22 protein-coding genes are annotated in these 23,797 nt (G+C 32.2%); 10 read left to right on the top strand and 12 right to left on the bottom strand.

Annotation, left to right across the window (positions count from 1 at the left end; all coding sequences use genetic code 11):
* Positions 1-5: 5 nt before the first annotated feature.
* From tyrS to eno, 4 genes are all read left to right on the top strand, one after another.
* Positions 6-1,196, top strand: coding sequence for a tyrosine--tRNA ligase (gene tyrS, locus Y592_RS02015; RefSeq protein ID WP_075665400.1), 1,191 nt, complete (start codon positions 6-8; stop codon positions 1,194-1,196).
* Positions 1,197-1,296: 100 nt separating this feature from the next.
* Complete coding sequence (locus Y592_RS02010) at positions 1,297-2,316, top strand: S-layer homology domain-containing protein (RefSeq protein ID WP_088368840.1); 1,020 nt, start codon at positions 1,297-1,299, stop codon at positions 2,314-2,316.
* 46 nt (positions 2,317-2,362) lie between these two features.
* Positions 2,363-3,574, top strand: a complete 1,212-nt coding sequence (locus tag Y592_RS02005) for a hypothetical protein (protein ID WP_075665398.1) — start codon at positions 2,363-2,365, stop codon at positions 3,572-3,574.
* Between the two features lie 126 nt (positions 3,575-3,700).
* Entirely contained in the window at positions 3,701-4,987 is a 1,287-nt protein-coding gene (gene eno, locus Y592_RS02000; protein ID WP_075665397.1) for a phosphopyruvate hydratase, read from the top strand.
* 24 nt (positions 4,988-5,011) lie between these two features.
* On the opposite strand, the gene xerA is transcribed toward eno, so the two are convergent.
* From xerA to ppdK, 12 genes are read right to left on the bottom strand one after another with little or no spacing between them, the layout of a single operon-like run.
* Positions 5,012-5,860: a site-specific tyrosine recombinase/integron integrase gene (gene xerA / locus Y592_RS01995; protein ID WP_075665396.1), complete on the bottom strand. Its 849-nt coding sequence runs from the start codon at positions 5,858-5,860 to the stop codon at positions 5,012-5,014.
* Between the two features lie 2 nt (positions 5,861-5,862).
* Entirely contained in the window at positions 5,863-8,628 is a 2,766-nt protein-coding gene (gene uvrA, locus Y592_RS01990; RefSeq protein WP_075665395.1) for an excinuclease ABC subunit UvrA, read from the bottom strand.
* 1 nt (position 8,629) lies between these two features.
* A complete protein-coding gene (locus tag Y592_RS01985) occupies positions 8,630-9,076 on the bottom strand; it encodes an adenylyl-sulfate kinase (RefSeq protein WP_088368839.1) in 447 nt (148 codons plus the stop codon).
* On the bottom strand, positions 9,069-10,232 hold the full coding sequence (locus Y592_RS01980; RefSeq protein WP_075665393.1) for a hypothetical protein: 1,164 nt from the start codon (positions 10,230-10,232) through the stop codon (positions 9,069-9,071). The genes Y592_RS01985 and Y592_RS01980 overlap by 8 nt, the downstream gene beginning before the upstream one ends.
* A gap of 20 nt (positions 10,233-10,252) precedes the next feature.
* A complete protein-coding gene (locus tag Y592_RS01975) occupies positions 10,253-11,809 on the bottom strand; it encodes an ABC transporter permease subunit (protein ID WP_075666681.1) in 1,557 nt (518 codons plus the stop codon).
* A 41-nt stretch (positions 11,810-11,850) separates the two neighbouring features.
* The gene (locus tag Y592_RS01970) at positions 11,851-12,276 is read right to left on the bottom strand and encodes a hypothetical protein (protein WP_075665392.1); all 426 of its coding nucleotides are present in this window, start codon (positions 12,274-12,276) and stop codon (positions 11,851-11,853) included.
* A complete protein-coding gene (pth, locus tag Y592_RS01965) occupies positions 12,273-12,806 on the bottom strand; it encodes an aminoacyl-tRNA hydrolase (RefSeq protein WP_075666680.1) in 534 nt (177 codons plus the stop codon). The genes Y592_RS01970 and pth overlap by 4 nt, the downstream gene beginning before the upstream one ends.
* Before the next feature lie 4 nt (positions 12,807-12,810).
* Positions 12,811-13,464, bottom strand: a complete 654-nt coding sequence (locus Y592_RS01960) for a 50S ribosomal protein L25 (RefSeq protein WP_075665391.1) — start codon at positions 13,462-13,464, stop codon at positions 12,811-12,813.
* A gap of 35 nt (positions 13,465-13,499) precedes the next feature.
* Entirely contained in the window at positions 13,500-14,450 is a 951-nt protein-coding gene (locus Y592_RS01955) for a ribose-phosphate pyrophosphokinase (RefSeq protein ID WP_075665390.1), read from the bottom strand.
* Positions 14,431-15,783: a bifunctional UDP-N-acetylglucosamine diphosphorylase/glucosamine-1-phosphate N-acetyltransferase GlmU gene (gene glmU, locus Y592_RS01950; RefSeq protein WP_075665389.1), complete on the bottom strand. Its 1,353-nt coding sequence runs from the start codon at positions 15,781-15,783 to the stop codon at positions 14,431-14,433. Before glmU ends, Y592_RS01955 begins: the two co-directional genes overlap by 20 nt.
* The gene (locus Y592_RS01945) at positions 15,780-16,190 is read right to left on the bottom strand and encodes a hypothetical protein (protein ID WP_075665388.1); all 411 of its coding nucleotides are present in this window, start codon (positions 16,188-16,190) and stop codon (positions 15,780-15,782) included. Before Y592_RS01945 ends, glmU begins: the two co-directional genes overlap by 4 nt.
* Before the next feature lie 56 nt (positions 16,191-16,246).
* Positions 16,247-18,892, bottom strand: a complete 2,646-nt coding sequence (gene ppdK, locus Y592_RS01940) for a pyruvate, phosphate dikinase (RefSeq protein WP_075665387.1) — start codon at positions 18,890-18,892, stop codon at positions 16,247-16,249.
* A 178-nt stretch (positions 18,893-19,070) separates the two neighbouring features.
* Between ppdK and Y592_RS01935 the strand changes: the two genes are divergently transcribed.
* Genes Y592_RS01935 through Y592_RS01910 form a run of 6 tightly spaced genes read left to right on the top strand, consistent with a single transcriptional unit; the run spans position 19,071 to position 23,789 of the window.
* Complete coding sequence (locus tag Y592_RS01935) at positions 19,071-19,673, top strand: uracil-DNA glycosylase (RefSeq protein ID WP_075665386.1); 603 nt, start codon at positions 19,071-19,073, stop codon at positions 19,671-19,673.
* Positions 19,663-20,166: a metal-dependent transcriptional regulator gene (locus Y592_RS01930; protein ID WP_075665385.1), complete on the top strand. Its 504-nt coding sequence runs from the start codon at positions 19,663-19,665 to the stop codon at positions 20,164-20,166. The genes Y592_RS01935 and Y592_RS01930 overlap by 11 nt, the downstream gene beginning before the upstream one ends.
* A complete protein-coding gene (locus Y592_RS01925) occupies positions 20,166-21,098 on the top strand; it encodes an SDR family NAD(P)-dependent oxidoreductase (protein ID WP_075665384.1) in 933 nt (310 codons plus the stop codon). Before Y592_RS01930 ends, Y592_RS01925 begins: the two co-directional genes overlap by 1 nt.
* Entirely contained in the window at positions 21,067-22,299 is a 1,233-nt protein-coding gene (locus Y592_RS01920; RefSeq protein ID WP_075665383.1) for a replication-associated recombination protein A, read from the top strand. The genes Y592_RS01925 and Y592_RS01920 overlap by 32 nt, the downstream gene beginning before the upstream one ends.
* Entirely contained in the window at positions 22,283-22,822 is a 540-nt protein-coding gene (locus tag Y592_RS01915) for a macro domain-containing protein (RefSeq protein WP_075665382.1), read from the top strand. The genes Y592_RS01920 and Y592_RS01915 overlap by 17 nt, the downstream gene beginning before the upstream one ends.
* Positions 22,815-23,789: an ABC transporter permease gene (locus tag Y592_RS01910; RefSeq protein WP_088368838.1), complete on the top strand. Its 975-nt coding sequence runs from the start codon at positions 22,815-22,817 to the stop codon at positions 23,787-23,789. Before Y592_RS01915 ends, Y592_RS01910 begins: the two co-directional genes overlap by 8 nt.
* Positions 23,790-23,797 lie beyond the last annotated feature (8 nt).

The following is a 23,797-nucleotide window of genomic DNA, read 5'->3' as shown; positions in this document are numbered from 1 at the left end:
TTTTTTTGCAGAGTCAACTTGAAATACTCAAAAGAAATGTAGTAGATTTAATTTCAGAGGAAGAGTTAGTAGAAAGATTGAAAGAAAATAGACCACTTAGAATAAAGTTGGGAGTTGATCCGTCTAGGCCAGACCTTCACTTGGGACATGCCGTTGTTTTGAAAAAATTAAAGGAATTTCAAGATTTAGGTCATCATGTTATTTTGATTATTGGCGATTTTACCGCTATGATTGGGGATCCTACTGGAAGAAACACAACAAGGCCCATGCTGTCTGCTGAGGAAGTCAGAAAAAATGCCGAAACTTACGCAAATCAAGCATTTAAGATATTGGACAAAGATAAGACGGAAGTTAGATTTAATAATGAATGGCTTGGGAAGATGGATTTTGCCGATGTAGTCAAACTTGCTGGAAAGTATACAGTTGCAAGGATGTTAGAAAGGGATGATTTCTCTAAGCGTTTATCAGAAGGGCAACCTATAAGTATTGCCGAGTTTTTATATCCTTTAGCGCAAGCATATGATTCTGTTGCGATAGAGGCCGATGTGGAAATTGGCGGGACTGATCAACTTTTTAACTTCTTAGTCGGAAGGAAAATTCAAGAGGAATTTGGACTAAAACCTCAGATAGTAATGACAATGCCTATTATTGAAGGAACGGATGGAAAATTAAAGATGAGTAAAAGCTACGATAACTACATTGCATTTACCGATGAACCGAATAATATGTACGGTAAAGTAATGTCTATACCTGATGAACTAATAATAAAGTATATGAGGCTTGTGACAAATATTCCAGAAAACGAAATAGATGAATACGAAAAGTTGATGAAAGCAGCAAAGATAAATCCAAGAGATGTAAAAATGAGACTTGCAAGGGAAATAGTGGCATTTTTTTACGATGAGAACATTGCAAAAGAAGCTGAAGAAAATTTTGTAAAAGTATTTAGGAAAAAAGAATTACCAGATGAAATGCCTGAAATTGAAATAAAGGAGGGAGAGTACAACATAGTAGATTTGATGATTTTGGTTGAAGCAACATCAAGTAGGAGTGAGGCAAAAAGGATTGTTAACCAAGGTGGCGTGAAGTTCGATGGAAATAAAGTAAAAAGTTTTAAAGATTTTGTTACGGTCGAAAAAGAGCATGTATTAAAAGTTGGCAAAAGAAAATTCTTTAGATTGGTTGTAAAAGATTAAATTTAATTAAAAAAAGGCTTGAAATATCTTAACAAAAAATGTTATAATAAACCTGTATGGTAATTTAAATGTAACACAAAATAGGAAGGGAGGTATTTTCATGAAAAGATTGTTAGTTATTGTTGCTATGGTTTTAGTTTCAGCGTTTATTTTTGCAGAACTAAAAGACGTACCAGAGAATCATTGGGCATACGATTCAGTAATGATGTTAGAGAAAGCGGGTATTGTAACAGGTTATCCAGATGGAACATTTAGGGGGGCTAGTAACATAACAAGGTATGAACTTGCGGTGTTTTTGGCACGTGTAATGAATTTACTTGAAAAAGAGATTCAAAAGGTTTCTGTAACAGTTGATGTTCATGAAAACGACATAAATGCTTTATATGAAATTTCCGGAAGCTTAAAAAAAGCACTTAAAGATGTAGCAAAAAAGGAAGATGTTGAGGTTTTATCAAAGAGGTTAGATGTTATTGATAAAGATGTTATTAGGATTTATGAATCTTTAACAAAGAAAGTTTCATCTGAAGATGTAGAAAAAATGATTAATAAATCTTTGGATCCAATAAACGATCAAATTAATTTCTTGTACAAAAAAGTAACATTAGCTGAAGAAAATGCCGCTAAATATACAGATGAAAAATATACAGAGCTATCTGCTAAATTATTGAATGTTGAAACAAATGTTAATAATGCAATTCCAATGTTGAGAAATCTTGTTTATCAAAATTCAGAGAGTATAAAATCTCTTGATGCAAGGTTGGTTAAATACATAAACGTAAAGATAAAAGGTGTAGATAGAAAATTAAGTGAGATAAAAGATATAGCACAATTTAATTCGGATACTTTAAATGGTCTTGCCGCAAAACTTGGAGAAGTAGAATATGCTTTAAGGAAACAGATTGAAAAGACTAATAAGAATGTTGAAGGGTTAAAAACAGAGGTAACTAATGTAAAGGCAGCAGTAGATGAAAATAAATCCGCAATTGAAACAAAAGCAGCAAAGGAAGATTTAGATGCTGTATCTAAGAAAGTGGATTCAACAAATATGCTTTCGATATTTGGTTTAATTTTAGGTGTCGTTGGTGTTGGTTTGGGTGTATATGCAGCATTTATTAAATAAAATAAGTAATTGTTATTAATTATATTAAAAAGGGAGGTTTGTGCGTATGAAGAAGCTTTTGGTATTATTAGTATCGTTGTTTGTTTTAACGGCAGTTTTTGCAGCAGAAGCTACACCTGTAGTTTCTTGGAGTGGTAGTGCAAGTTTTACATTGGGTGTAGATGAAAAAGGTTTGGATGTTTCAGGTGCATTAATTAAGCCAAAGGTAAGTTGGTCACCATCTTCTGACTCACAATTTGGAGTAAGCTTTGGAATCGATTTAATCGGAAAATCTTTAACACTTTCTAGCATTAGCTTTGAAAACAGCATTTTTGCTCTTACATATGCAAATGGTGCAAGTGCATTCCAATATTTCGTTGGTACGGATAATGATGGAAATCCATTGATGAGTGCTGAAGGAAACATTGCAGTAACACTTAGTGGAGTTGAAGGACTTACCTTGGTATACCAAGACATTTTAAGAACAGTTGATTACAACACTGGTGTGTTAACTGGAGAAAAATGGTTCAACGATTTTGTAGGTGTAAAGTATAGCGTTGCAGGTGTTGATTTAGCAGCGGCATTTTACGATGCAGACACAGTTGCGACAGCAAATACGTTCGAATATGGTCTAAATGCAAAGACATCGTTAGATCTTGGTATTGCTACAGTAGATCTTGATGGTGTGTTTGGTATGGTGGATGGTACAAACACAACGGCATATGGTATTTCCGAAAGTATCAAGGCAGAATTTTCTATCGTAACACTTACCCAAACATTTGCATGGAAAGAAAACGTTTCTATGTTCGAATATGCAGGAGATAGTGATGCAAAGAAACTCACAGTTGGTGCGGAAGTATCCTATGAAATTTCTCCTGTAACATTAGGCGCAAAAGCAACATTAAAAATTGCTGATCTTTCTACACCAACAGAATTTACAGTTCCAGTTAGTGTAAACGCATCATTTGAAAATGATATGGTAAATGCGGATGTATCTGCAGCATGGAATGATGTAGTTTCAGCAGCAACAAATTTGACGGTTGATGCAAATGCAAGTGTAACACCAGTTGATAAATTTACACTTTCTACTTCTGTAAAATACTTAACAGATGGAAATGAGTTTGGATACAATGCAAAGGTGAGCTATGCACTTGATGATAACACAACAATATGCGCATTCTATGGAACACTTTATGATAAAGATGGAAATGGTTCAGCAGATATCAATAAAGACGATGCACAATGGTATGCAAAACTTAGCTGGAGTGTAAGTTTCTAATATAAGGTTTGTTTGAAATTGCCCCCGCATTGTGCGGGGGTTTTTATTTGTAATATTTATATATATAAATTGAAACATTTTTTAGGTATAATATAATTGTGAAATAAAAAACTTGGAGGTGAGTTTATGTACATTGAAATTATTGATGTTTTTGCGAGAGAAGTGCTCGATTCCCGCGGAAATCCTACTGTTGAAGTTGAAGTTATGCTTGAAGATGGTTCTATTGGAAGGGCAATTGTACCTTCAGGGGCATCTACTGGAAAATTTGAAGCGTTAGAATTAAGAGATGGTGATAAAAGATACGGAGGAAAAGGAGTATTAAAGGCAGTTGAAAATGTGAACGAAAAAATTGCCCCTAAATTGTTAGGATTAAACGCATATGATCAAACCTTTATTGATAAAACATTACTTGAAATTGATGGAACGGAAAATAAAAGTAATATAGGTGCAAATGCAATTTTAGGTGTATCAATGGCAGTTGCAAGAGCAGCAGCAAATTCATTAGATTTGCCACTTTATAAATATCTTGGTGGAGTTAGCGCAAAAGTATTACCTGTGCCATTAATGAATGTTATTAATGGTGGAGCTCACGCGGACAATAATTTGGATATTCAAGAATTTATGATAGTACCAGCAGGTGCACCAAGCTTTAGAGAAGCCCTAAGATATGGAGCAGAAACCTTCCATGCATTAAAGAAAATTTTAAAAGAAGCAGGTCATGTTACGGCCGTTGGTGATGAAGGAGGATTTGCACCAAATCTTAATAGTAATGAAGAAGCAATACAAGTTTTAATTAAAGCAATTGAAACAGCAGGATATGTTCCTGGAAAAGATATATTCATTGCGCTGGATGTTGCTGCAAGTGAGTTTTACAATGAGGAGACAAAAAAATACTTTATTGATGGTTCTGAAAAAACGTCAGACGAATTAATAGAATATTACGAATCTCTTGTGAACAAATATCCTATTATTTCAATTGAAGATCCATTTGATCAAGAGGATTGGGAATCATATAGTAAATTTAATGAAAGATTAGGAAAGAAAGTTCAGATTGTCGGAGACGATTTATACGTTACTAACGTAAAAAGACTAGCAAAAGGAATAGAAGTAAAAGCAACAAATTCGATATTAATTAAATTAAACCAAATAGGTTCAGTTACAGAAACACTTAATGCAATAGAAATGGCAAAAACAAATAACATGACTAATGTTATTTCACATAGGTCTGGAGAAACAGAAGATACATTTATTGCGGATTTAGCAGTTGCCACAAATGCGGGACAAATTAAGACGGGTTCTCTTTCAAGAAGTGAAAGAATTGCAAAATACAACCAATTGTTGAGAATCGAAGAAGAACTTGGAGAAGTTGCTGAATACAAAGGATTAAAAGCGTTTTATTCGATAGATAAATAAAATTATAGCCCTCCATTTGGAGGGCTATAATTTTCTTACTGCGTCAAATTTTTCTTGGTCTGCAACATGTAGGTATATGCTGGTTGTATTTAAATTTGTATGTCCCAAAAGTTCTTGAACAACCTTTATGTTGACTCCTTTTCTGATTAAATGTGTGGCATATGAATGTCTTAAAGTATGTGGATGTACATCTTTTTTTATTTGGGCTTTTTTTACCCCTTCTTTAATCCATCTGAATACTGTAGAAGGATGTACGTGTTTTTTTCCGTTTTCAAATACGTATATTTTTGGATTAAATGTGTCAATGTATTTTTGTAATAGTGGAACTACCTTATCTGGAAGAGGTACTAATCTATCTTTTCTTCCCTTTCCCATTTCCACTCTTAAAAAAGGTGGAATAAAAGAAATATCCGATACCCTTAGATTACAAAGTTCACTTATACGAAGACCTGCAAAGTATAAAAGAGAGATAGCAGTTTTTTGCCGTAACTTATTTTCCTCAGAAAATGAAGAAATTAATTTTTGCACTTCATCTTCGGTCAAAAAATCTGGGATTTTTCTTCTAATTCTTGGATGTTTAATTCTTTCCATTGGGTTTGAAGAGATTACACCGGATAATTCAAGATAGCTAAAAAATGAATTTAAACTGGATATGTATCTTGATATAGTAGTTTCTCTAGGGCTATCACCAGTAATTTGTCCTTTGGATAGTGCTTTTAAAAAAGATTCAATGTCACTTCTCTCAATATCTGAAATATTTTTTTTTGTAAATTCAAAAAATTTCCTTACATCTTTTATGTAGGCTTTTAGGGTATTTTCCGAATGTCTTCTAACGTGTGCAAGATAATCTCTAAAATTTTCCAGGTAATCCATCCTTATCCTCCTAGGATTTTTTTTAGATATTTTCCAGTTAATGATTTTTTGGAATGTGCTATTTGTTCAGGTGTGCCTTTTGCAACTATATATCCTCCATCATCTCCACCTGTTGGGCCTAAATCTATTATGTAGTCTGCTGTTTTAATTACATCCAAGTTATGTTCTATAACTATTACAGTATTACCTTTATCAACAAGTTTATTTAGTACATGGATTAATTTTTTGACATCGTCAAAGTGTAAACCGACTGTTGGTTCATCAAGTATGTAGATTGTTTTTCCAGTAGCTTTTTTCTTAAGTTCAGATGCAAGTTTTACACGCTGTGCTTCACCGCCTGATAAAGTAGGTGCCGGTTGCCCAAGTTTTATATATGAAAGTCCCACTTCGTTTAATACACTTAGTGTAGAGTAGATGCTGGGAATGTTTTTAAAAAACTCCAGTGCTTCTTCTACAGTCATGTCTAATATTTCCGAAATATTTTTTTCTTTGTATGTAACTTCTAAAGTTTCACTGTTGTATCTTTTCCCTTTACATACTTCACATTCAACGTATACGTCTGGTAAAAATAACATTTCAACCTTTATTACACCCTGCCCTTTGCAATGTTCACACCTTCCACCTTTTACGTTGAAACTAAAGCGTCCTGAGTTATATCCTCTTGCTTTTGCAAGAGGGGTCATTGAAAATAGTTTTCTAATTTCATCAAATACTTTTGTATAAGTAGCGGGATTACTTCTTGGTGTTCTACCTATTGGAGATTGATCAATTGCAATAACTTTGTCTATATACTCTAAACCTTCTATATAATCATATGCACCTGTTTGTAATTTTGAGTTATGGAGATGGTTCATTAATGTTGGGTATAGTGTATCTAAAATTAAAGAACTTTTTCCAGAACCAGATACCCCTGTAATGCATATAAATGTTCCTAATGGAAATGTAACTGTGAGGTTTTTTAAATTGTTGTGTTTAGCACCTACAAGCACGAGTTCTTTTCCATTTCCTTTTCTTCTCTTATCTGGAACTTCTATTTTTAATTTTCCAGTTAGATACTTTGCAGTAATTGAATTTTTTGCGTTTTTAATTTTAGATATTGGCCCTTGAAATACAACTTTTCCACCATTTACTCCGGCTTTAGGGCCAATGTCTATAAGGTAATCTGCGTTTTTAATCACATCTTCATCATGTTCAACTACTATTACAGTATTACCCAAATCTCTGAGCTTTTTTAGAGTGCCGATTAATTTTTCGTTATCACTTTGGTGTAATCCAATAGTTGGTTCATCAAGTACATACGTAACACCTGTTAAACCTGATCCAATTTGAGTTGCAAGTCTTATTCTTTGTGCTTCTCCTCCGGATAGAGTTTTTACATTCCTTGAAAGGGTAAGATAACCAAGCCCTACTTCATTCAAGAATAAAAGCCTTTTTTCTAGTTCTTCTATTAATTCTTTTACTATCTCCATCTTCTTGGAGGGTAATTTTTCCTTTAGTGATTTGATAAATTCGTATTCTTGTGAAATGGGAAGTTCTGTAAAATCAGTTATATTTATTTTTTCTATCAAAACTGATAGTGCTTCTTTTCTTAACCTTTTTCCGTTACATGCATGACAGGTGTTTTCTATGAAAAATTTGTTTAGTATCCATTGTCTCCCTTCTTCGGAAGATGCGTATTCGTATCTTTGGCGGACAATTGGGATAAGTCCATCAAAGAAAGTGGTACCATACAAGATAGCTTCTTGTGTGTCTTCGGAAAGTTCTCTGAATGGTTTTTTGGGAGATCCACCATAAATTTTTAATATCTTTTTGATCTTTCGTGGGATCCATCCATCTTCTTTGTGCCCAATTTGGATAGCTTCAAAAACAGGTTTGTCAAAATCAATAACCTTTTCAGGATCAACTTCTAATGTGAATCCCAGGCCATGACACCTTTGACATGCCCCGTATGGGCTATTGAACGAAAAAAGTTTTGGAGTAATTTCCGGCATGGATATTCCACAAGTAGGGCACATCATTTTTTCAGAGTATATTTTTGTAGTGTTATCATCCATATTTTTTATATATATAACGCCATTTCCTTCCTTTAGAGCTAGTTCTATAGAATCGAAAACTCTGTATTTTGTATCTTTGTCAGCTTTTAATTTTAATCTATCCACTACTAAGAAAATATTGTGTCTTATGTTTTTGTTTAATTCAGGTACCTCTTCAATTCTGTATATTTTGTTGTCTACTTCTACTCTTACATAACCTTTTTCTAAAAGTTTTTCAAATACATCTTTGAATGTTCCTTTTTTTTCAATTGCAATAGGAGATTCTACGTATATTCTTTTTCCGTCAAAATTTTTGTATACGTCTTTTACTATTTCATCAATACTCATTTTTTCAAGTTTTCTACCACATTTATAACAGTGGGGTTCTCCAATTTTTGCATACAACACACGTAGGAGATCATAAATTTCTGTGATCGTTCCTACTGTGGAACGTGGATTGTGAGATACACTCTTTTGATCAATGGCTATGGAAGGAGAAAGGCCTTCTATACTTTCTACATCTGGTTTTTTTAAGTTTCCGATAAATTGACGTGCATATGATGAAAGACTTTCAAGATATCTTCTCTGTCCTTCTATGTAAATGGTATCAAGGGCTAAAGAACTTTTTCCTGAGCCTGATAAACCAGTTATAACTGTCAATTTATTTTTTGGAATTTTAACAGTTATGTTTTTTAGATTATGAACTTTTGCGCCTTTTACTACAATATAATCCATTTTATACCCCTTGTATATTTTTGTTTACATATTCTATTATAATTCTAACACATTCATCAATATTGTGAAGTGATGTATTGATTTCAAGATCAAAGTCATCTGATATCTCGTATATTGAATCTACATATTTTGAAAATGGGGTGTTTTTTTCTTTCAATTTTGAAGAGATATAGATTTCAAAAAATTTTACAGGAGAATTTTTTGAAATTTGTTTTCTTATTTTTTTTAATGGAGATACAGAAGGGACTATTACTATAAATTTTTTAGAAAGCAGATACGAAATATTTCCAAGAATTAGCATTCTTGCTTTTATATCGAGATTTATATTCTTAAAAATTTCATATCCTTCTAATATTATTGAATTTTGATAATATTCATTTAGTTTCTTTGCAAGAGTAGACTTTCCCGTACCACTTTTTCCCGTAAGCCAAATTATAAAATTACTCATTTACGATTCTCTCCAAATTATCTAGTGCTTTGTTGATTTCTATTTTATCAAGTAATATTAGTTTTAGTATATCACTTACATTTTTGTGAAAGTTAACGTATCTTAAATCAAATGGTATAGATTTTCCAGGCATTGTTTCGTCAAAAAATTTATAATATTTTTCTGAAAAAAACTTTTTAAACCTTGGGGATTTTAATAGCAGTGTTAACCACTTTGTGAAATCTTCATTTCCATCTTTTGTTGTAACGAATACTTTGTAATCTTTAAATGGGATTAATGGTTTTGGTAGTGGTTTCACAATAAACTTATTTGGCATTAGTTTTTTTAGGGTAGGATATAAAAATGTCCCTTGAAACATAAATATTGATTCCTCGCTGTTGAATGATGCTATTTGTGCTTGTTTATTTAGAAAATCAAAGTATCCATTTTTATACCAACTTTTAATCTTGAGGATTGCTTTTTTTGTTATTTCATCGTTTAAAACAAATTTTTCACCAATTAGTGGGATTTTTCCGTACCCCATTAAAAATGTAGAAAACCAATATGCACTAATTGGATTTATTGCAATTTTTTTACCGGTTGTTTTTAGTATTTTTTCTATCTCCTTTATGTCCCAATTTTTTATCATACCTTCAAATTTTTTATTTACATAAACAACCTGTGTGTCAAAATAGAAGTTGTATGCATTACCTTTTATTATATTTAACTTTTTGTATGTGGGATAATTAAATGCGCTTGCCATTATTACATCTGGAAGTTTGATATTACTTTTACTTTGTGGGATAATTTTAGAAGAAATTTTGGGTATAGACAAAACTTTAATTTTTACATCATTTAACTTTGTATAATTTTCAATAAATGTTTTTATGTCATCTGTTCCTTCCCAAGAAAGCCAAATTTCCCAATTTTTTTCTTTAAGGTATTTACCATCTACTTTTATTTCTTTTATTTTTTCACCTTTAAAATAGTAAGAGTTTGAATCTTTTAAGACTGTATCATAAAGATCTACATTATAGATATTTTTTTCCGTGTAAATTGTGATTTTTCTTATTTCTTTAAATGGCTTTATTAATTCAATTACGTGGTATTCGGGTAAATCAGTTGAAAAATACAATATGGAAAAAAATAAAAATATAAATCCAAATAATTTCTTCACAACAACCCCTCCTTAGTAATTTAGTAATATTGTAGATGGGAAATATCTGTTATTTTTATTAATATTATTGAAAGAAAGATTAATATTAATAGATTTATTATACTTATTGCTGAAAACACATTCCATTGTGGATAGTGATTGCTTATTGTTCCAACGTAGTTGTAAAGAAGTAGACTCAACGGGTATTTTTTGGCATCGTATAAAAATAAAAGTGGAGGAAGAAAAGAGTTAAAACTATTTAAAGTAGAGAGCAAGAATAGTGAAGAGATTAATGGAAAATTGTTTGGGATTAGTATTTTAAAAAAGAATTTGTTGTTTGAAAGGCCATCTAGCTTCGAAAGATAGAATAATTCTTCTGGAAAATCTTTAAATGTGTAAAATGAAAGTAATGTTAGAAAAGGCAAATTTTTTGACGTTATAACAAGTATTACAGAAAAGAATGTATTTAATATGTGGATTTTTGAAAATATGTAAAATATGAATATCAATGAGTGTAATCCAAAAAATATTTTTGAAAAATTAAAAAAGGCGAGAAAAGATTTTCCAAAACGAAAATGTAGAAGTTTAAATGCAAAATATGTAGATAGGAAAATTCCAAGAAAAGATACTGAAAATGAAATAATAAAAGTGTTGAAAAAAGAATTGAAAAAATCTTTGCTAAACACTTTTTGAAAGTTATCGAGTGTAAAATGACCTTTTAAATATATACTTGGGGAACTTGAAAATGAAAGGTTGATTATTATTAGGAAAAAAGCAATTATTGTAAATATCCATATGTAAGCTAAAATTTTGTTAAATATTGAAATATTAAACTTTATACGTATCTTTTTTCTAAAAAAATAAAAAGAACTTAAAAACGTAATTGTAAGTGTAAAGATAGCCGCTATTTTTGATGTATCAATATTTTGATTGAAGAATTTGTAAATAAGAACCTCAAGATTTGTAGTTGCACCTATAATTCCTTTATTAGTAATTCCTATTTTCATAGGTGCACCGCCTTCTAAAAGAAGCCATGGTACTTGAAAATCTTTAAAGGCGGATATGAAATTTAAAAACAATACTGCACTTATTGCTCCTTTGATATTTGGAATTACTATTTTGTTGTAGTATAAGCTTATATTATTTGAATCTAACAAAAATGCTTCAAGATATTTTTGATTGATATTTTTGATATACGAATACAAAAAGAATGCGGAAAAAGGTATTAAAAACCACGAGGAAATTAGTATTGATACAATAAACGACAAAACCGGATTTACGGTAATATCCGTATATTTTTCAAAAAATGTCCTAAATATTGGGACGCCAATGTAAGGTGGAATGACCCATCCAATTATTAAAAAAATGAGTATTTTTTTTAGTACCTTTGATAGGTAGAGTGCAATGTATGTGGATAAAATGCTTGAAAGGATAGCATATAATACAGAAATGATAAGGCTCAAGTAAAAATATTTGGCCTTTAACGTGGCAAGCAGCACTGATAAAGTGAATGAATTGTTATGTATAAATGCAAAAAAAGTACCGTAAAATAACGGTAAAAAATTTAAAAAGAATACGAATATTATTATGGCTATCATGTCAAGAAGATTATAACATTTTATAGGTGGGAAAAACAAATTTACTCTTGATTGCTCAAATTATCAATTTGTTCTTTTATTTTTTTGGCAATATTATATTGTTCACTTTTTAAAGCTTTGTTGAGTTTTTGCTTTAAGAAAAATAATTGTCTTTGTTGTATGTCTTTTATTAATCGTTTTTTTGTTAATTCATCATGTTTGAATAATGCGCTTTGTACAGCAAGAGGCATTAAAGTTAAAATCTCAACATTGTTTACTATAAATTTAGTGGACTCAGAGAATATATCCTCTGCATACTCTATATGTGCAGCAATTAATTCTACTCCAGCTTTTGTGTATTTTGTTGTGTCATATTTTATTGTTTCTTCAAGACAACTTTTGCAAAATGCTATTTCTTTTTTTGCAATATCTATATCAACTATTAAAAAGAAATCGGCTTTTCTTCCACATCTATTACACTTTTTCACACTTTCACCTCTTTTGAGTTGAAGAGGCTCATGGCTTTATCAATCCCATCATTGATTATAGATTTTAAAGCTTCAATGGATAGTATTAATACTTTGTCTAATATTTTCAATTCCGTATTTGAAAATTCTCCCAATACGAAATTCACCAACTCAGTATTTTCAGGTAAAGGTCCAATGCCTATTCGAATTCTTTTAAAATTGGTTCCAAGATACGATATTAGCGATTTTATACCGTTATGTCCACCATGTGAACCTTTTTTTCTTATTCTTATTTTTCCAAGTGGTAAACTTACATCATCGTACACTATAATTATATCATCAAAATCATCTGGGTTTAAATAGTTAAATATATCGCCACTAAGATTCATATATGTCAAAGGTTTAACCATGTATAGGTTATCTTTTATAGAATATTCGAAATTATATTTTTTTTTCCATGAACTTGCTATTTTATCTAGAAACATAAAACCCACGTTATGCCTAGTGAAGGCATAACGTGGACCGGGATTTCCAAGACCAACAACTAAAATTATATTATTCTTCCTCCTTTTTACCTTTTTCAATAACTTCAGGTTCTACTGGTTCTTCTGCTGTTTCTTCTCCTTCAACTTCCATGCCTCTTGGAACGGCAACTGTAATTATGGGTTCATTTTCTGGAAGTTCAGCTTCCATACCTTCTGGAAGTTTCAAATCTGAAACGTGCAATGATTCACCAAGATTTAAGTTGCTAATATCAATTTCCAATTTTTCAATTATTACAGATGGCAATGTTTCAACTGGAAGTTCGTGGTGAATTACTTCAATAACTCCGCCTTTTTCCACACCTTTTGGCTTTCCTACAAATTCAATAGGTATGTTAATGTTCATTTTATGTCCTTTTTCTGGTACGTAGAAATCAATATGTTTAACTTCGTCGGTTAATTTATCATATTGTACGTTTTTAATAAATGCTACGTGGGAAAATACTTCTTTTCCAGAGTCATCCTTAACGTTAAGTGTAATAGCACTTGCTTCTGTTACTTCGTGAAGAAGTTTAATCAAATTTGTCTTTCTAATGGAAATAGATAGTGGTTCAATATCTGGCCCATAAACAACACCAGGTACAAAACCTTGTTTTCTCAATCTTCTGACAGCCCTTTTGTTTCCAATAACACTTCTTACCAGGGCCTCAAGTTTGTGCTCTGCCATACTAAAACCTCCTCTTTTTATTTTTATGGGTTTTATTATTGTCTAAAAAGTATGCTCACCGATAAGTTCTTTCTTACTCGCATGATCGCTTCACCGAGTAGTGGTGCAAGTGAAACGACTGAAAATTTATCCGGTAAATTCTCGTGACTAATCGAGTCTGAAACGTATATCTTCTCTATTACAGATTTTTGAATCCTTTCGATTGCACCGTCTGAAAGAACGGGGTGAGTAATACATGCAATAACTTTCTTTGCACCATTTTCTTTTATTATCTTTGCGGCATTTACTAAAGACCTTGCCGTATCGGCAATATCATCAACAATAACTGCAGTTTTATCTTTTACATCACCTATTATATTTAAAATTTCTGCAACATTATCCTTTGGTCTTCTTTTGTCTAAGATTGCAAGTGGACCACCCAATCTTTCTGCAAATTGTCGTGCCCTTTTTACGCCACCAACATCTGGTGATACTATAACGTAATCATCTTCTAATATTTTATCGCTTTTTAATTTTTTTGCAAATATGGGAAAACTCCACAAATTATCAAGTGGTATATCAAAAAAGCCTTGAATTTGCTCTGAATGTAAATCAACAGTCATTACCCTAGTTGCCCCTGCAACTGTAAGTAAATTCGCCACTAGCTTTGCGGTTATTGGATCACGGCCTTTAGCTTTTCTATCTTGTCTTGCATAACCGTAGTATGGTATAACAACAGCTATACTATTTGCTGACGCCCTTTTAAGTGCATCTATCATTATTAAAAGTTCCATTAAATTTTCATTTACCGGAGGACATGTGGGTTGAATAATAAATGTATCATGTCCTCTAACAGTTTCACCAATTTTTACATTTATTTCTCCATCAGCAAATTTACCGACTTCACAATCTGCAAGTCTTGTGCCTATATACTCTGAAACCTTTATTGCAAGTTCTCTATTTGCATTTCCCGTAAAAATTTTCATTTCATTTTTTGTTATTTGCATTTTTATTTCCCCCTTTTTTTAAAACCCAATTTTCTTTGTTAATCTGTCTTTCCCTTGCGATAGCAAGGCTATTTTCGGGAACATTGTTTGTAATTGTTGAACCTGCAGCAGTAATGGAATTTTTTCCGATTTTCACAGGTGCAACTAGTGAGCTGTTGCTTCCAATAAATACATTATCTTCAATAAACGTGGGATGTTTCTTTTTTCCATCGTAATTACACGTTATAGTCCCAGCACCAATGTTGACATTTTTTCCAATAGTTGCGTCACCTAAGTAAGTTAAATGTTGTGCTTTGCTATTTTGCCCCATAACTGTTTTTTTCGTTTCAACAAAATTTCCTATCTTAACGTTTGTGTCTAATGTTGTTCCTTCCCTCAATCTCGCATATGGACCGACAGATACGTTATCTTTTACTTCTGCTTTTTTAACTTCGGATCTATTTATAATTACATTATTTCCTATTTTGGAATTTTTAATTCTTGTCATGGGACCTATGATACAATCTTCACCTATTGTCGTATCCCCTTCTATAAATGTAAAAGGGTAAATAATGGTGTCTTTTCCAATCTTTACTTGAGGATCTATATAAACTACATCAGGGTCAATTATCCTTACCCCTTCTTTCATTAATTTTTCATTGATTTTTTTTCTTATTCTTTTTTCTAACCTTGCAAGTTGTATTCTATCATTAATACCTGTTATTTCATCTATATTTTCGGTTATAACAGTTGAAATTTTTTCCGTAAATTTCAAAATATCTGTGAGATAATACTCACCTTGTGCGTTATTGTTATTGATTTTATTTATATTTTCTATTAAATATCTACCTTTTATAATATAAATTCCCGTATTTATTTCTTTGATCTTTTTGACTTCATCGTCTGCGTCTTTGTCTTCTATTATCTTTATTTTATCATCTCTTACAATCCTACCATATCCGCTAGGATTTTCCAATATTGCCGTTAGTATAGTAACATCACTGTTACTTTCCAAATGTACTTTTTCAAGTCTTTTTAAAGTTTCATATGATATAAATGGTACATCTCCGTATAATATCAATAAATTATCATCTTTAGATACAAATTCAATTGCGGACATTACCGCATGTGCTGTCCCCAGTTGCTTTTTTTGGATGTAAATTCTCACATCACTTGATAGTTTATCTTCTACCATTTCATATTTGTGACCTAAAACAACTGCAACCTCTCCAAATTTTTTTGCAGTTTCAATTACCCACAAAATCATGGGTTTTCCAAAAATTTCATGTATAACTTTTGGATATTTTGAATTCATTCTTTTTCCCATACCTGCCGCTAAAATAAGGGTTTTCAACTTTTTTCACCCCTTTTTCTAAACTCTCTTAGAAATATTGGAATTATCAAAAGTCCAAAAAAATACCCTAGATTTCCGTATTTTATAGAACCAATCATTGAAATTGATATACCCAAAAGCGAGAAAAAAGGTATACTCCAAATAGGCTTTTTAAGTATATCATACAATATTGAAGAAAATGTTGCAATAAGTAGAAGAATTAGACCTTTTGGTTCATAACCACGAATAGTTGAAAAAAAAGCCAACGCTATCATTAAAATAAGCGTTAAGCTTAATAGACTTTGTAATTTTAAATTGTCTTTTTTGAAATAATAAATTCCCAGAAAAATTAGGGAAAAATAAAGATAAGATTTTGTAAAAAAGTATAGAATAATTGAAGATGCGATTGAAAATAATAGAAATGACACACTAACACCTCCAAATACTAATGGGCCCATATGGGCCCATTAGTGTATAATGAATGTTATTTTCTATTTTTAATTGTTGCTTGAGCTGCTGCTATTCTTGCAACTGGTACCCTGTATGGAGAACAGCTTACATAATCAAGACCTGCTGCGTCAAAGAATAGAATGGATCTTGGATCACCACCGTGTTCGCCACAAACTCCAACTTTAAGGTCTTTTCTTGTGCTTTTGCCCTTTTCGGTTCCCATCTTAACCAATTGACCTACGCCATCCCAATCAAGACTCTTGAATGGATCATGTTCGAGTATACCTTTTTCAAGGTATTCTGGCATGAATTTTCCAACATCGTCACGGCTGAACCCAAATGTCATTTGTGTTAAGTCGTTTGTTCCAAAACTGAAAAATTCCGCTTCTTGTGCTATTTGATCAGCTGTCACGGCAGCTCTTGGGATTTCAATCATTGTACCTACTTTGTACGTTAATTCTATACCAGATTCTTTTATAAGTGAGTCGGCCGTTTCAACTACTATTTTCTTTACGTATTTTAACTCGTTGATATGTCCTACAAGAGGTATCATTATTTCTGGAATTACATCGATATTTTCTTCTTTCTTTAGTTCAATTGCAGCGCCGATTATAGCTTTAGTTTGCATTACTGCAATTTCTGGATAAGTGATTGTAAGCCTACAACCTCTATGTCCAAGCATTGGATTCAATTCGTGAAGTTGTTCAACTACCGTTTTTAATTCTTCAACAGTAATACCTATTTGTTCAGCTACTTCTTTCATCTGTTCTTCATCGTGTGGTAAAAATTCATGTAGAGGAGGATCTATAAGCCTTATGGTTACAGGTAATCCTTTCATTGTTCTAAACAATCCCTTAAAGTCATCTTTTTGAAGAGGTAATAATTCCGCAAGTGCTGCTTCTCTCTGTTCTTTTGTTTTGGCAACGATCATTCTTCTTACTTTGGGAATTCTATCTTTTTCAAAGAACATATGCTCTGTTCTGCAAAGCCCTATACCTTCTGCACCAAAATCTCTTGCAACTTTTGCATCTCTTGGTACATCCGCGTTAGTTCTTACACCGAGTCTTCTAATTTCATCGGCCCAGGTTAGAAGTTCAGCAACGGGTCCTTCAAGACCTTGTGGTTTTACTGTCTTAACTTTTCCAAGATAAACACTGCCCGTTGTACCATCTATTGAGATCCAATCTCCTTCTTTTACGACGACGTCGTTAACCTTAAATTCCAAGTTTTCTTCATCTACGAAGATGTCTTCTGCACCAACTACTGCTGGTTTTCCCATTCCTCTTGCAACCACTGCTGCGTGCGAAGTCATACCGCCTCTAGCAGTAAGTATACCTTCTGCTGCGTTCATTCCACCAACATCTTCAGGACTTGTTTCAGGTCTTACAAGGATAACTGGTTCTCCTTTTTTTGCCATTTCTTCAACTTTTGCAGCATCAAAGTAAACCTTACCGGTTGCTGCACCTGGAGATGCGGGAAGCCCTTTGGCAATTAATTTTGTGTTTTTAATTTCATTTTCATCGAATTTTGCGTGGAGAACCCTTTCCACATCTTCGGGTTTGACACGTATAACTGCCGTTTCTTTATCAATAAGTCCTTCATGGACAAGATCTACGGCTATTTTAATAGCAGCTTGACTTGTTCTTTTGCCATTTCTCGTTTGAAGAATGTAAAGTTTACCTTTTTCAATTGTAAATTCTATATCTTGCATGTCTTTATAATGTTTTTCAAGATTTTTCATGATGCTGAGAAGTTCGTTGTATACATTTTCGTTGATTTTCTTGAGCTCATCTAGTGGAACGGGAGTTCTTATACCTGCAACAACATCTTCACCTTGTGCATTTTGTAAGAATTCACCATATGGTTTCTTCTCTCCTGTGTTTGGGTCTCTTGTAAAACAAACACCTGTACCGCAATCTTCTCCCATGTTACCAAAGACCATTGTAACAATATTAACAGCAGTACCGAGTAATTCTCCTTCTTTTATGTTGTTAATTTGTCTGTATTTTATTGCCCTTTCGTTCATCCAAGAACCAAAAACTGCGTCAATCGCAGCCCAAAGTTGTTTGTATGTATCTTGTGGAAATTCTTTTCCAAATTTTTCGTAGATTTTTTTGTAATCTTCAACTAATGCTTTAAGGTCTTCTGCATCAAGTTCAACATCCAATTTAACACCTTTGGCTTTTTTTCTTGCTTCTAACGCTTTTTCAAATTCTGCATGTGAAATTCCAAGTGCTGTATCACCAAACATTTGCAAAAATCTTCTGTATGCATCGTATGCAAATCTTTCATTATTTGTAAGTCTTGCAAGCCCTTTTACGGTTTCATCGTTGAGTCCAAGATTTAAAATTGTGTCCATCATACCAGGCATGGAAACAGCTGCTCCTGACCTGACTGAGACAAGCAAAGGTTTCTCTGGGTCACCTAGTTTTTTCCCTGTAACTTCTTCTAATCTTTTTAATGCTTCATCTACTTGTGTTTTTAAATCTTCTGGGTATGTTTTTCCATGGTCATAGTAATATTTACAAACTTCGGTTGAAATAGTAAATCCTGGTGGTACAGGAATACCAATGTTAGTCATTTCGGCGAGATTTGCGCCCTTTCCTCCAAGAATCTCTTTCATATCTGCACGGCCTTCTGCTTGGCCATTGGCAAAGAAATAAACCCATTTCTTTGACATTATTACACCTCCTTGAAAATCTAAGTCTAACTTTATTTTATCATATCGTATAGGTTAATACGGTTAATATTTTATGATTGTATTTTTCTATTTTGTAACAATTGAAAATTTTAAAATTTTTTGATGTGTGGTATAATACTAACAAAGTTAGATAAAATTAATAATTTGGGGGTAAAGTATGAGTAAAGAAGAGTTAATGAAAGTTATAATTGAAAGGATAAAGAAATGTAAATCATGTTCGTTACATGAAAATCGAACCAATGTAGTACCTGGTGAAGGAAATTTAAATAGTCCCATTGTTTTTGTTGGAGAAGGGCCAGGTGAAGAAGAGGATATTCAAGGTAAACCGTTTGTTGGAAGGGCAGGTCAGTTATTAACCAAGATTTTGGAATCCGTTAATATTAAAAGAGAAGATGTGTATATAACTAATATTGTTAAATGCAGACCCCCGAATAACAGGACGCCTACAAAGGAAGAGGCAAGGGTGTGTTCTCACTTTTTATTTGCTCAATTAGAAATAATAAATCCAAAGATGATTGTCACATTGGGAAAGCCTGCTTTGGAATTATTTTTAGGAAAAAATGTTGCAATTACTAAAGTTAGGGGAAATGAGTTTATATGGAAGGGTGGAGTAATAATATTTCCTATGTTTCATCCAAGTTATTTGTTGAGAAATCCTTCAAAGGCAAAAGGTTCACCTAAAGACCTTACGTGGCAGGATATTAAAAGAGTTAGAAAGTATTATGACCAATTTTTAAAGGAGAGAGAAAATGGCGATTAAAAAGTTAACTCCTGCTCTTGAAAACTACCTTGTAACTATATACAAGTTGTCAAAAGAAAAAGGGGTTACAAGAATTTCAGAAGTTGCAAAGATAAAAAATGTTAGTTATCCTAGTGTTACTACTGCTGTGAAAAAGTTGGTTAATTTAGGTTATGTAGAACACGAAAGATATGGATTTATAAGATTAACCAATAAAGGAAGAAGAATTGCGATCACTATTTACAATGGAGAACTTAGAGTGAAGTATTTCTTTATGTACGTTATAGGTTTTTCAGAATCTAGGGCACAGCAAGTTGCCGAACTTATGATATACGGTTTAGATAATGAAACAAGAAAACAATTAAGACGTTTTTATGCTATAATGATTGATTTTGATGAAACAAAGGCAGAAGGACTTATAAAGTTTTTGAAAGAACAAAGGAAAAAATTGGGTGTGAAAAATGTCCCAAAAGAAGCGCTAAAACTTAAATTAAGGTTAAAGGAGGATGACTAATGAAAGTTTTAGTTACAGGTGGAGCAGGATTTATTGGATCTCACGTAGTTGATAAACTTGTAGACAATGGTTATGATGTTGTCGTTGTGGACAATTTATCAAAGGGAAAAAGAGAAAATGTAAACAAAAATGCAACGTTAATAGTAGCAGATATAAGAGATGAAAATAAAATGCGTGAAATTTTTAATGAATATAAATTTGATTATGTCTTCCATCTTGCAGCCCAAGCAAGTGTTTCTGTTTCTGTGAAAAATCCAGTGGAAGATGCAAATGTAAACATAGTAGGTAGTTTAAATCTCATAAAGCTTTCCATAGATTTAGATGTGAAAAAATTTATTTTTTCTTCAACGGGTGGGGCGATATATGGTGATGATGTTGATATTTACCCCACACCTGAAGCTATTTGTCCCAAGCCTATTTCACCATATGGTATTGCAAAGTTTTCCGTTGAAAATTATTTAAGATTTGCAAAGCACGAATTTGGATTAAATTACACAGTTTTACGCTATGCAAATGTATATGGTCCAAGACAAAATCCATTTGGAGAAGCAGGAGTAGTAGCGATATTTGTGTCTCGTATGTTAAAAGGTGAAAATGTAACTATAAATGGTGATGGAGAATATATTAGAGATTATGTGTATGTAGAAGATGTGGCAAATGCCAATTTACGTGCAGTAAAAGCAAGAAGCGGTCTTGAAATAAACATAGGAACTTCCGTTGAAACAAGTGTTAATCAACTTTTTGGGTACTTAAAAAAGATTATAAAGTATGAAAAAGATCCCATTTACGGTCCACCAAGAAAGGGGGACATTAGAAAAAGTGTATTGTGTTATACAAAGGCACTTGAAGAATTAAGATGGAAACCTACAGTTGATATTGAAAAGGGGTTGAGACTTACAGTTGAATGGTTTAAACGAAATTTTAAGGCCTAAAAGTTTGGGGGATATAGTTGGGCAAAACCATTTGTTTGGAAAAGCTGGTATATTAAAGATTGCCATTGAAAGGAACAATTTATTTTCCTCTATTTTTTATGGTCCACCAGGGTGTGGTAAAACTTCTACATTAGATGTTATAAAAAAACATACTGATTACGAAATCTATCATTTTAATGCTGCGATAACTTCAACGTTGGATATAAAGAAGATTTTGGATTACGCAGAAAAGGTAAAAGATGTCAAAAAAATACTGCTTTTTGTAGATGAAATACATAGGTTTAATAAGAAACAACAGGATATCTTTTTACCTGGTATAGAAAAGGGAAGTTACATCTTTATTGGGGCAACTACTGAAAATCCATTTAAAATGATTAACCCTGCCCTTTTATCCAGAGTAAAGGTAATTGCTTTTAAAAGGTTGAGCGAATCTGATTTAAAGAAGATAATTGAACGTGCCATAAATAAAAAAAAGGTTAGTGTAGAAGAGGAAGTAATGGAATTTATAGTAAAAAATTCAGCAGGCGATGCACGTTTTGCCATAAATTTATACGATGTATTAAGTGAAATAGCACTTTCTTTAGAAAAAGACGTTGTTGATGAGGAAATAATAAAAATTTATAGTGGAGAGGGAAAAAAGTTTTATACAAAAAAAGAACATTATAACCTTGCATCTGCATTTATTAAGAGTATAAGAGGTAGTGATCCAGATGCTGCTTTATATTACATGGCTCGTATGCTTGAAGGTGGTGAGGATCCTCGATTCATAGCAAGGAGATTAGTTATACTTGCAAGTGAAGATATAGGTCTTGCAGATCCTATGGCCATTTTAATTGCTACCGCTACGGCGCAAGCCGTGGAATTAGTGGGACTTCCAGAGTGTGTTTTAAACCTTTCAGAATGTGTAATTTATCTTTCCTTAGCGCCAAAAAGTAATTCATCAACTATTGCTATTTCAAAAGCTATGGAACTAGCTAAAAAAACACCTGATTTAAAAGTTCCATTTAATTTACTCAACGTGGAAAAAAGTGGTTATAAAAATCCACATTATTATGGGGGATTTATTAAGAGATCTTACCTTCCAGATAAAATTTCAGATAGTATTTTTTACACACCAAAGTCTATTGGAAAAGAAAAGCGGTTTAAAGAGATAGTTGACAAGCTGTGGAAAGGGGTGAAAAGATATGGAAGTGAGGGTTAATAATGTTTTGGTAAAGTTGATAAACGGAGATATTACAAAAGAAAAAGTTGATGTGATTGTTAATGCGGCAAATACTTGGTTGAAACATGGTGGAGGGGTTGCTGGTGCAATTTTGAAAAAAGGAGGTTATTCAATACAAAAAGAAAGCGATGAATATGTTCAAAAATATGGGCCTGTGAATACAGGTGATGTAGCGGTGACCTTTGCGGGAAATTTAGAAGCAAAATATATAATCCACGCAGTAGGGCCAATTTGGCATGGTGGAAAAAATAAAGAAGAAGAAAAATTGAAAAGTGCAATTTTAAGTGCTTTAAAAAAAGCGTGTGAACTTGGGGTAAAAACCATAGCATTTCCCGCAATTAGCAGTGGTATATATGGTTTTCCAGTGAAAAGGTGTGCGGAAATTTTTAAAGAAAGTATAGAAAAGTTTACGAAGAATAACACTTGTCTTGACGAAATAAGAATTGTAAACATTGACAAAGAAGATCACGAAATTTTTGTTGAGGTATTTTCAAATGATTAATCTTATAAAAGCGTTGTTTTTAGAATCTTTTAGAAATAAGATATCTTTTTTCTTTGGGATTCTTTTACCAGTTGTGTTTTTTATAATGTTTGCTCAAGTTTTTTCAAATGAAAAAGAAGTTTCATTTGCATACTTTAGTGATAAGCCTTTGGATATACCTGGAAAGTACTATAGTAATAAAAATGCGTTGATGAAGGATAGATATAATTACGCAGCATCGGCATTTGTAGAAAGCAAAAAAATTGTAGTTTACAAAAATTATAACGATTATACCGTTGACTTGTGGATCGATGGCTTGAAACGTAAAGTAGATACTATTGATTTCAGAGAAATTGTAAAAATAAACGAAAGGATTTTAGATTATAAAGTTTTAAATGAAAAAGAAAGTATTTACTTGGGTTCTTTTGTTTTGTCATTGGTTTCAATTGGTATGTTTTCAGCCATAAATTTATTTGAAAGATATAGAAAAATTGGAATAATAAGGAGATTTAGAGTATTACCTCTAAGTGCATTTTTGTTTGTACTTTCGTTTTCTCTTTCTCAATTTATAGTAAGTCTAATTTCTTTTGTTGTTGTAAGACTTGTTGGAATTTTTCTTTTCAATATAAACTTAAAGGTTGATTATCTATTTTTTGCGTTTTCATTTATTTCGGCTGTCTTGGGGATGCTGGGTATTGGAATACTTTTGAGTATTTTGTTTGAAAAATTTGCAAATTCTGTTGCGCAATTTTTGTATACCATTTTTATATTTTTTTCTGGAATATACTTTCCCATAGATTTTCTTCCAAAATTTTTAAAAAACATTACTTATTTTTTACCCATAATGTATATATTTGATAATTTTAAGCATTCTATATTTAAGCAGGATTCTTTTGGGAAATTTTTACTACAAAATATATCTTTAATAATTTTTGGGGTTGTTTTATTGTATTTTGGTGGGAAAATTCTTTTTGCACCAGAAGAGTAGGTGAAATA

The organism is Thermosipho sp. 1070, from assembly GCF_001682135.1.
GTDB classification, from domain to species: Bacteria; Thermotogota; Thermotogae; order Thermotogales; family Fervidobacteriaceae; genus Thermosipho; species Thermosipho affectus.
This window is presented reverse-complemented; position numbering and strand designations above follow the sequence as displayed.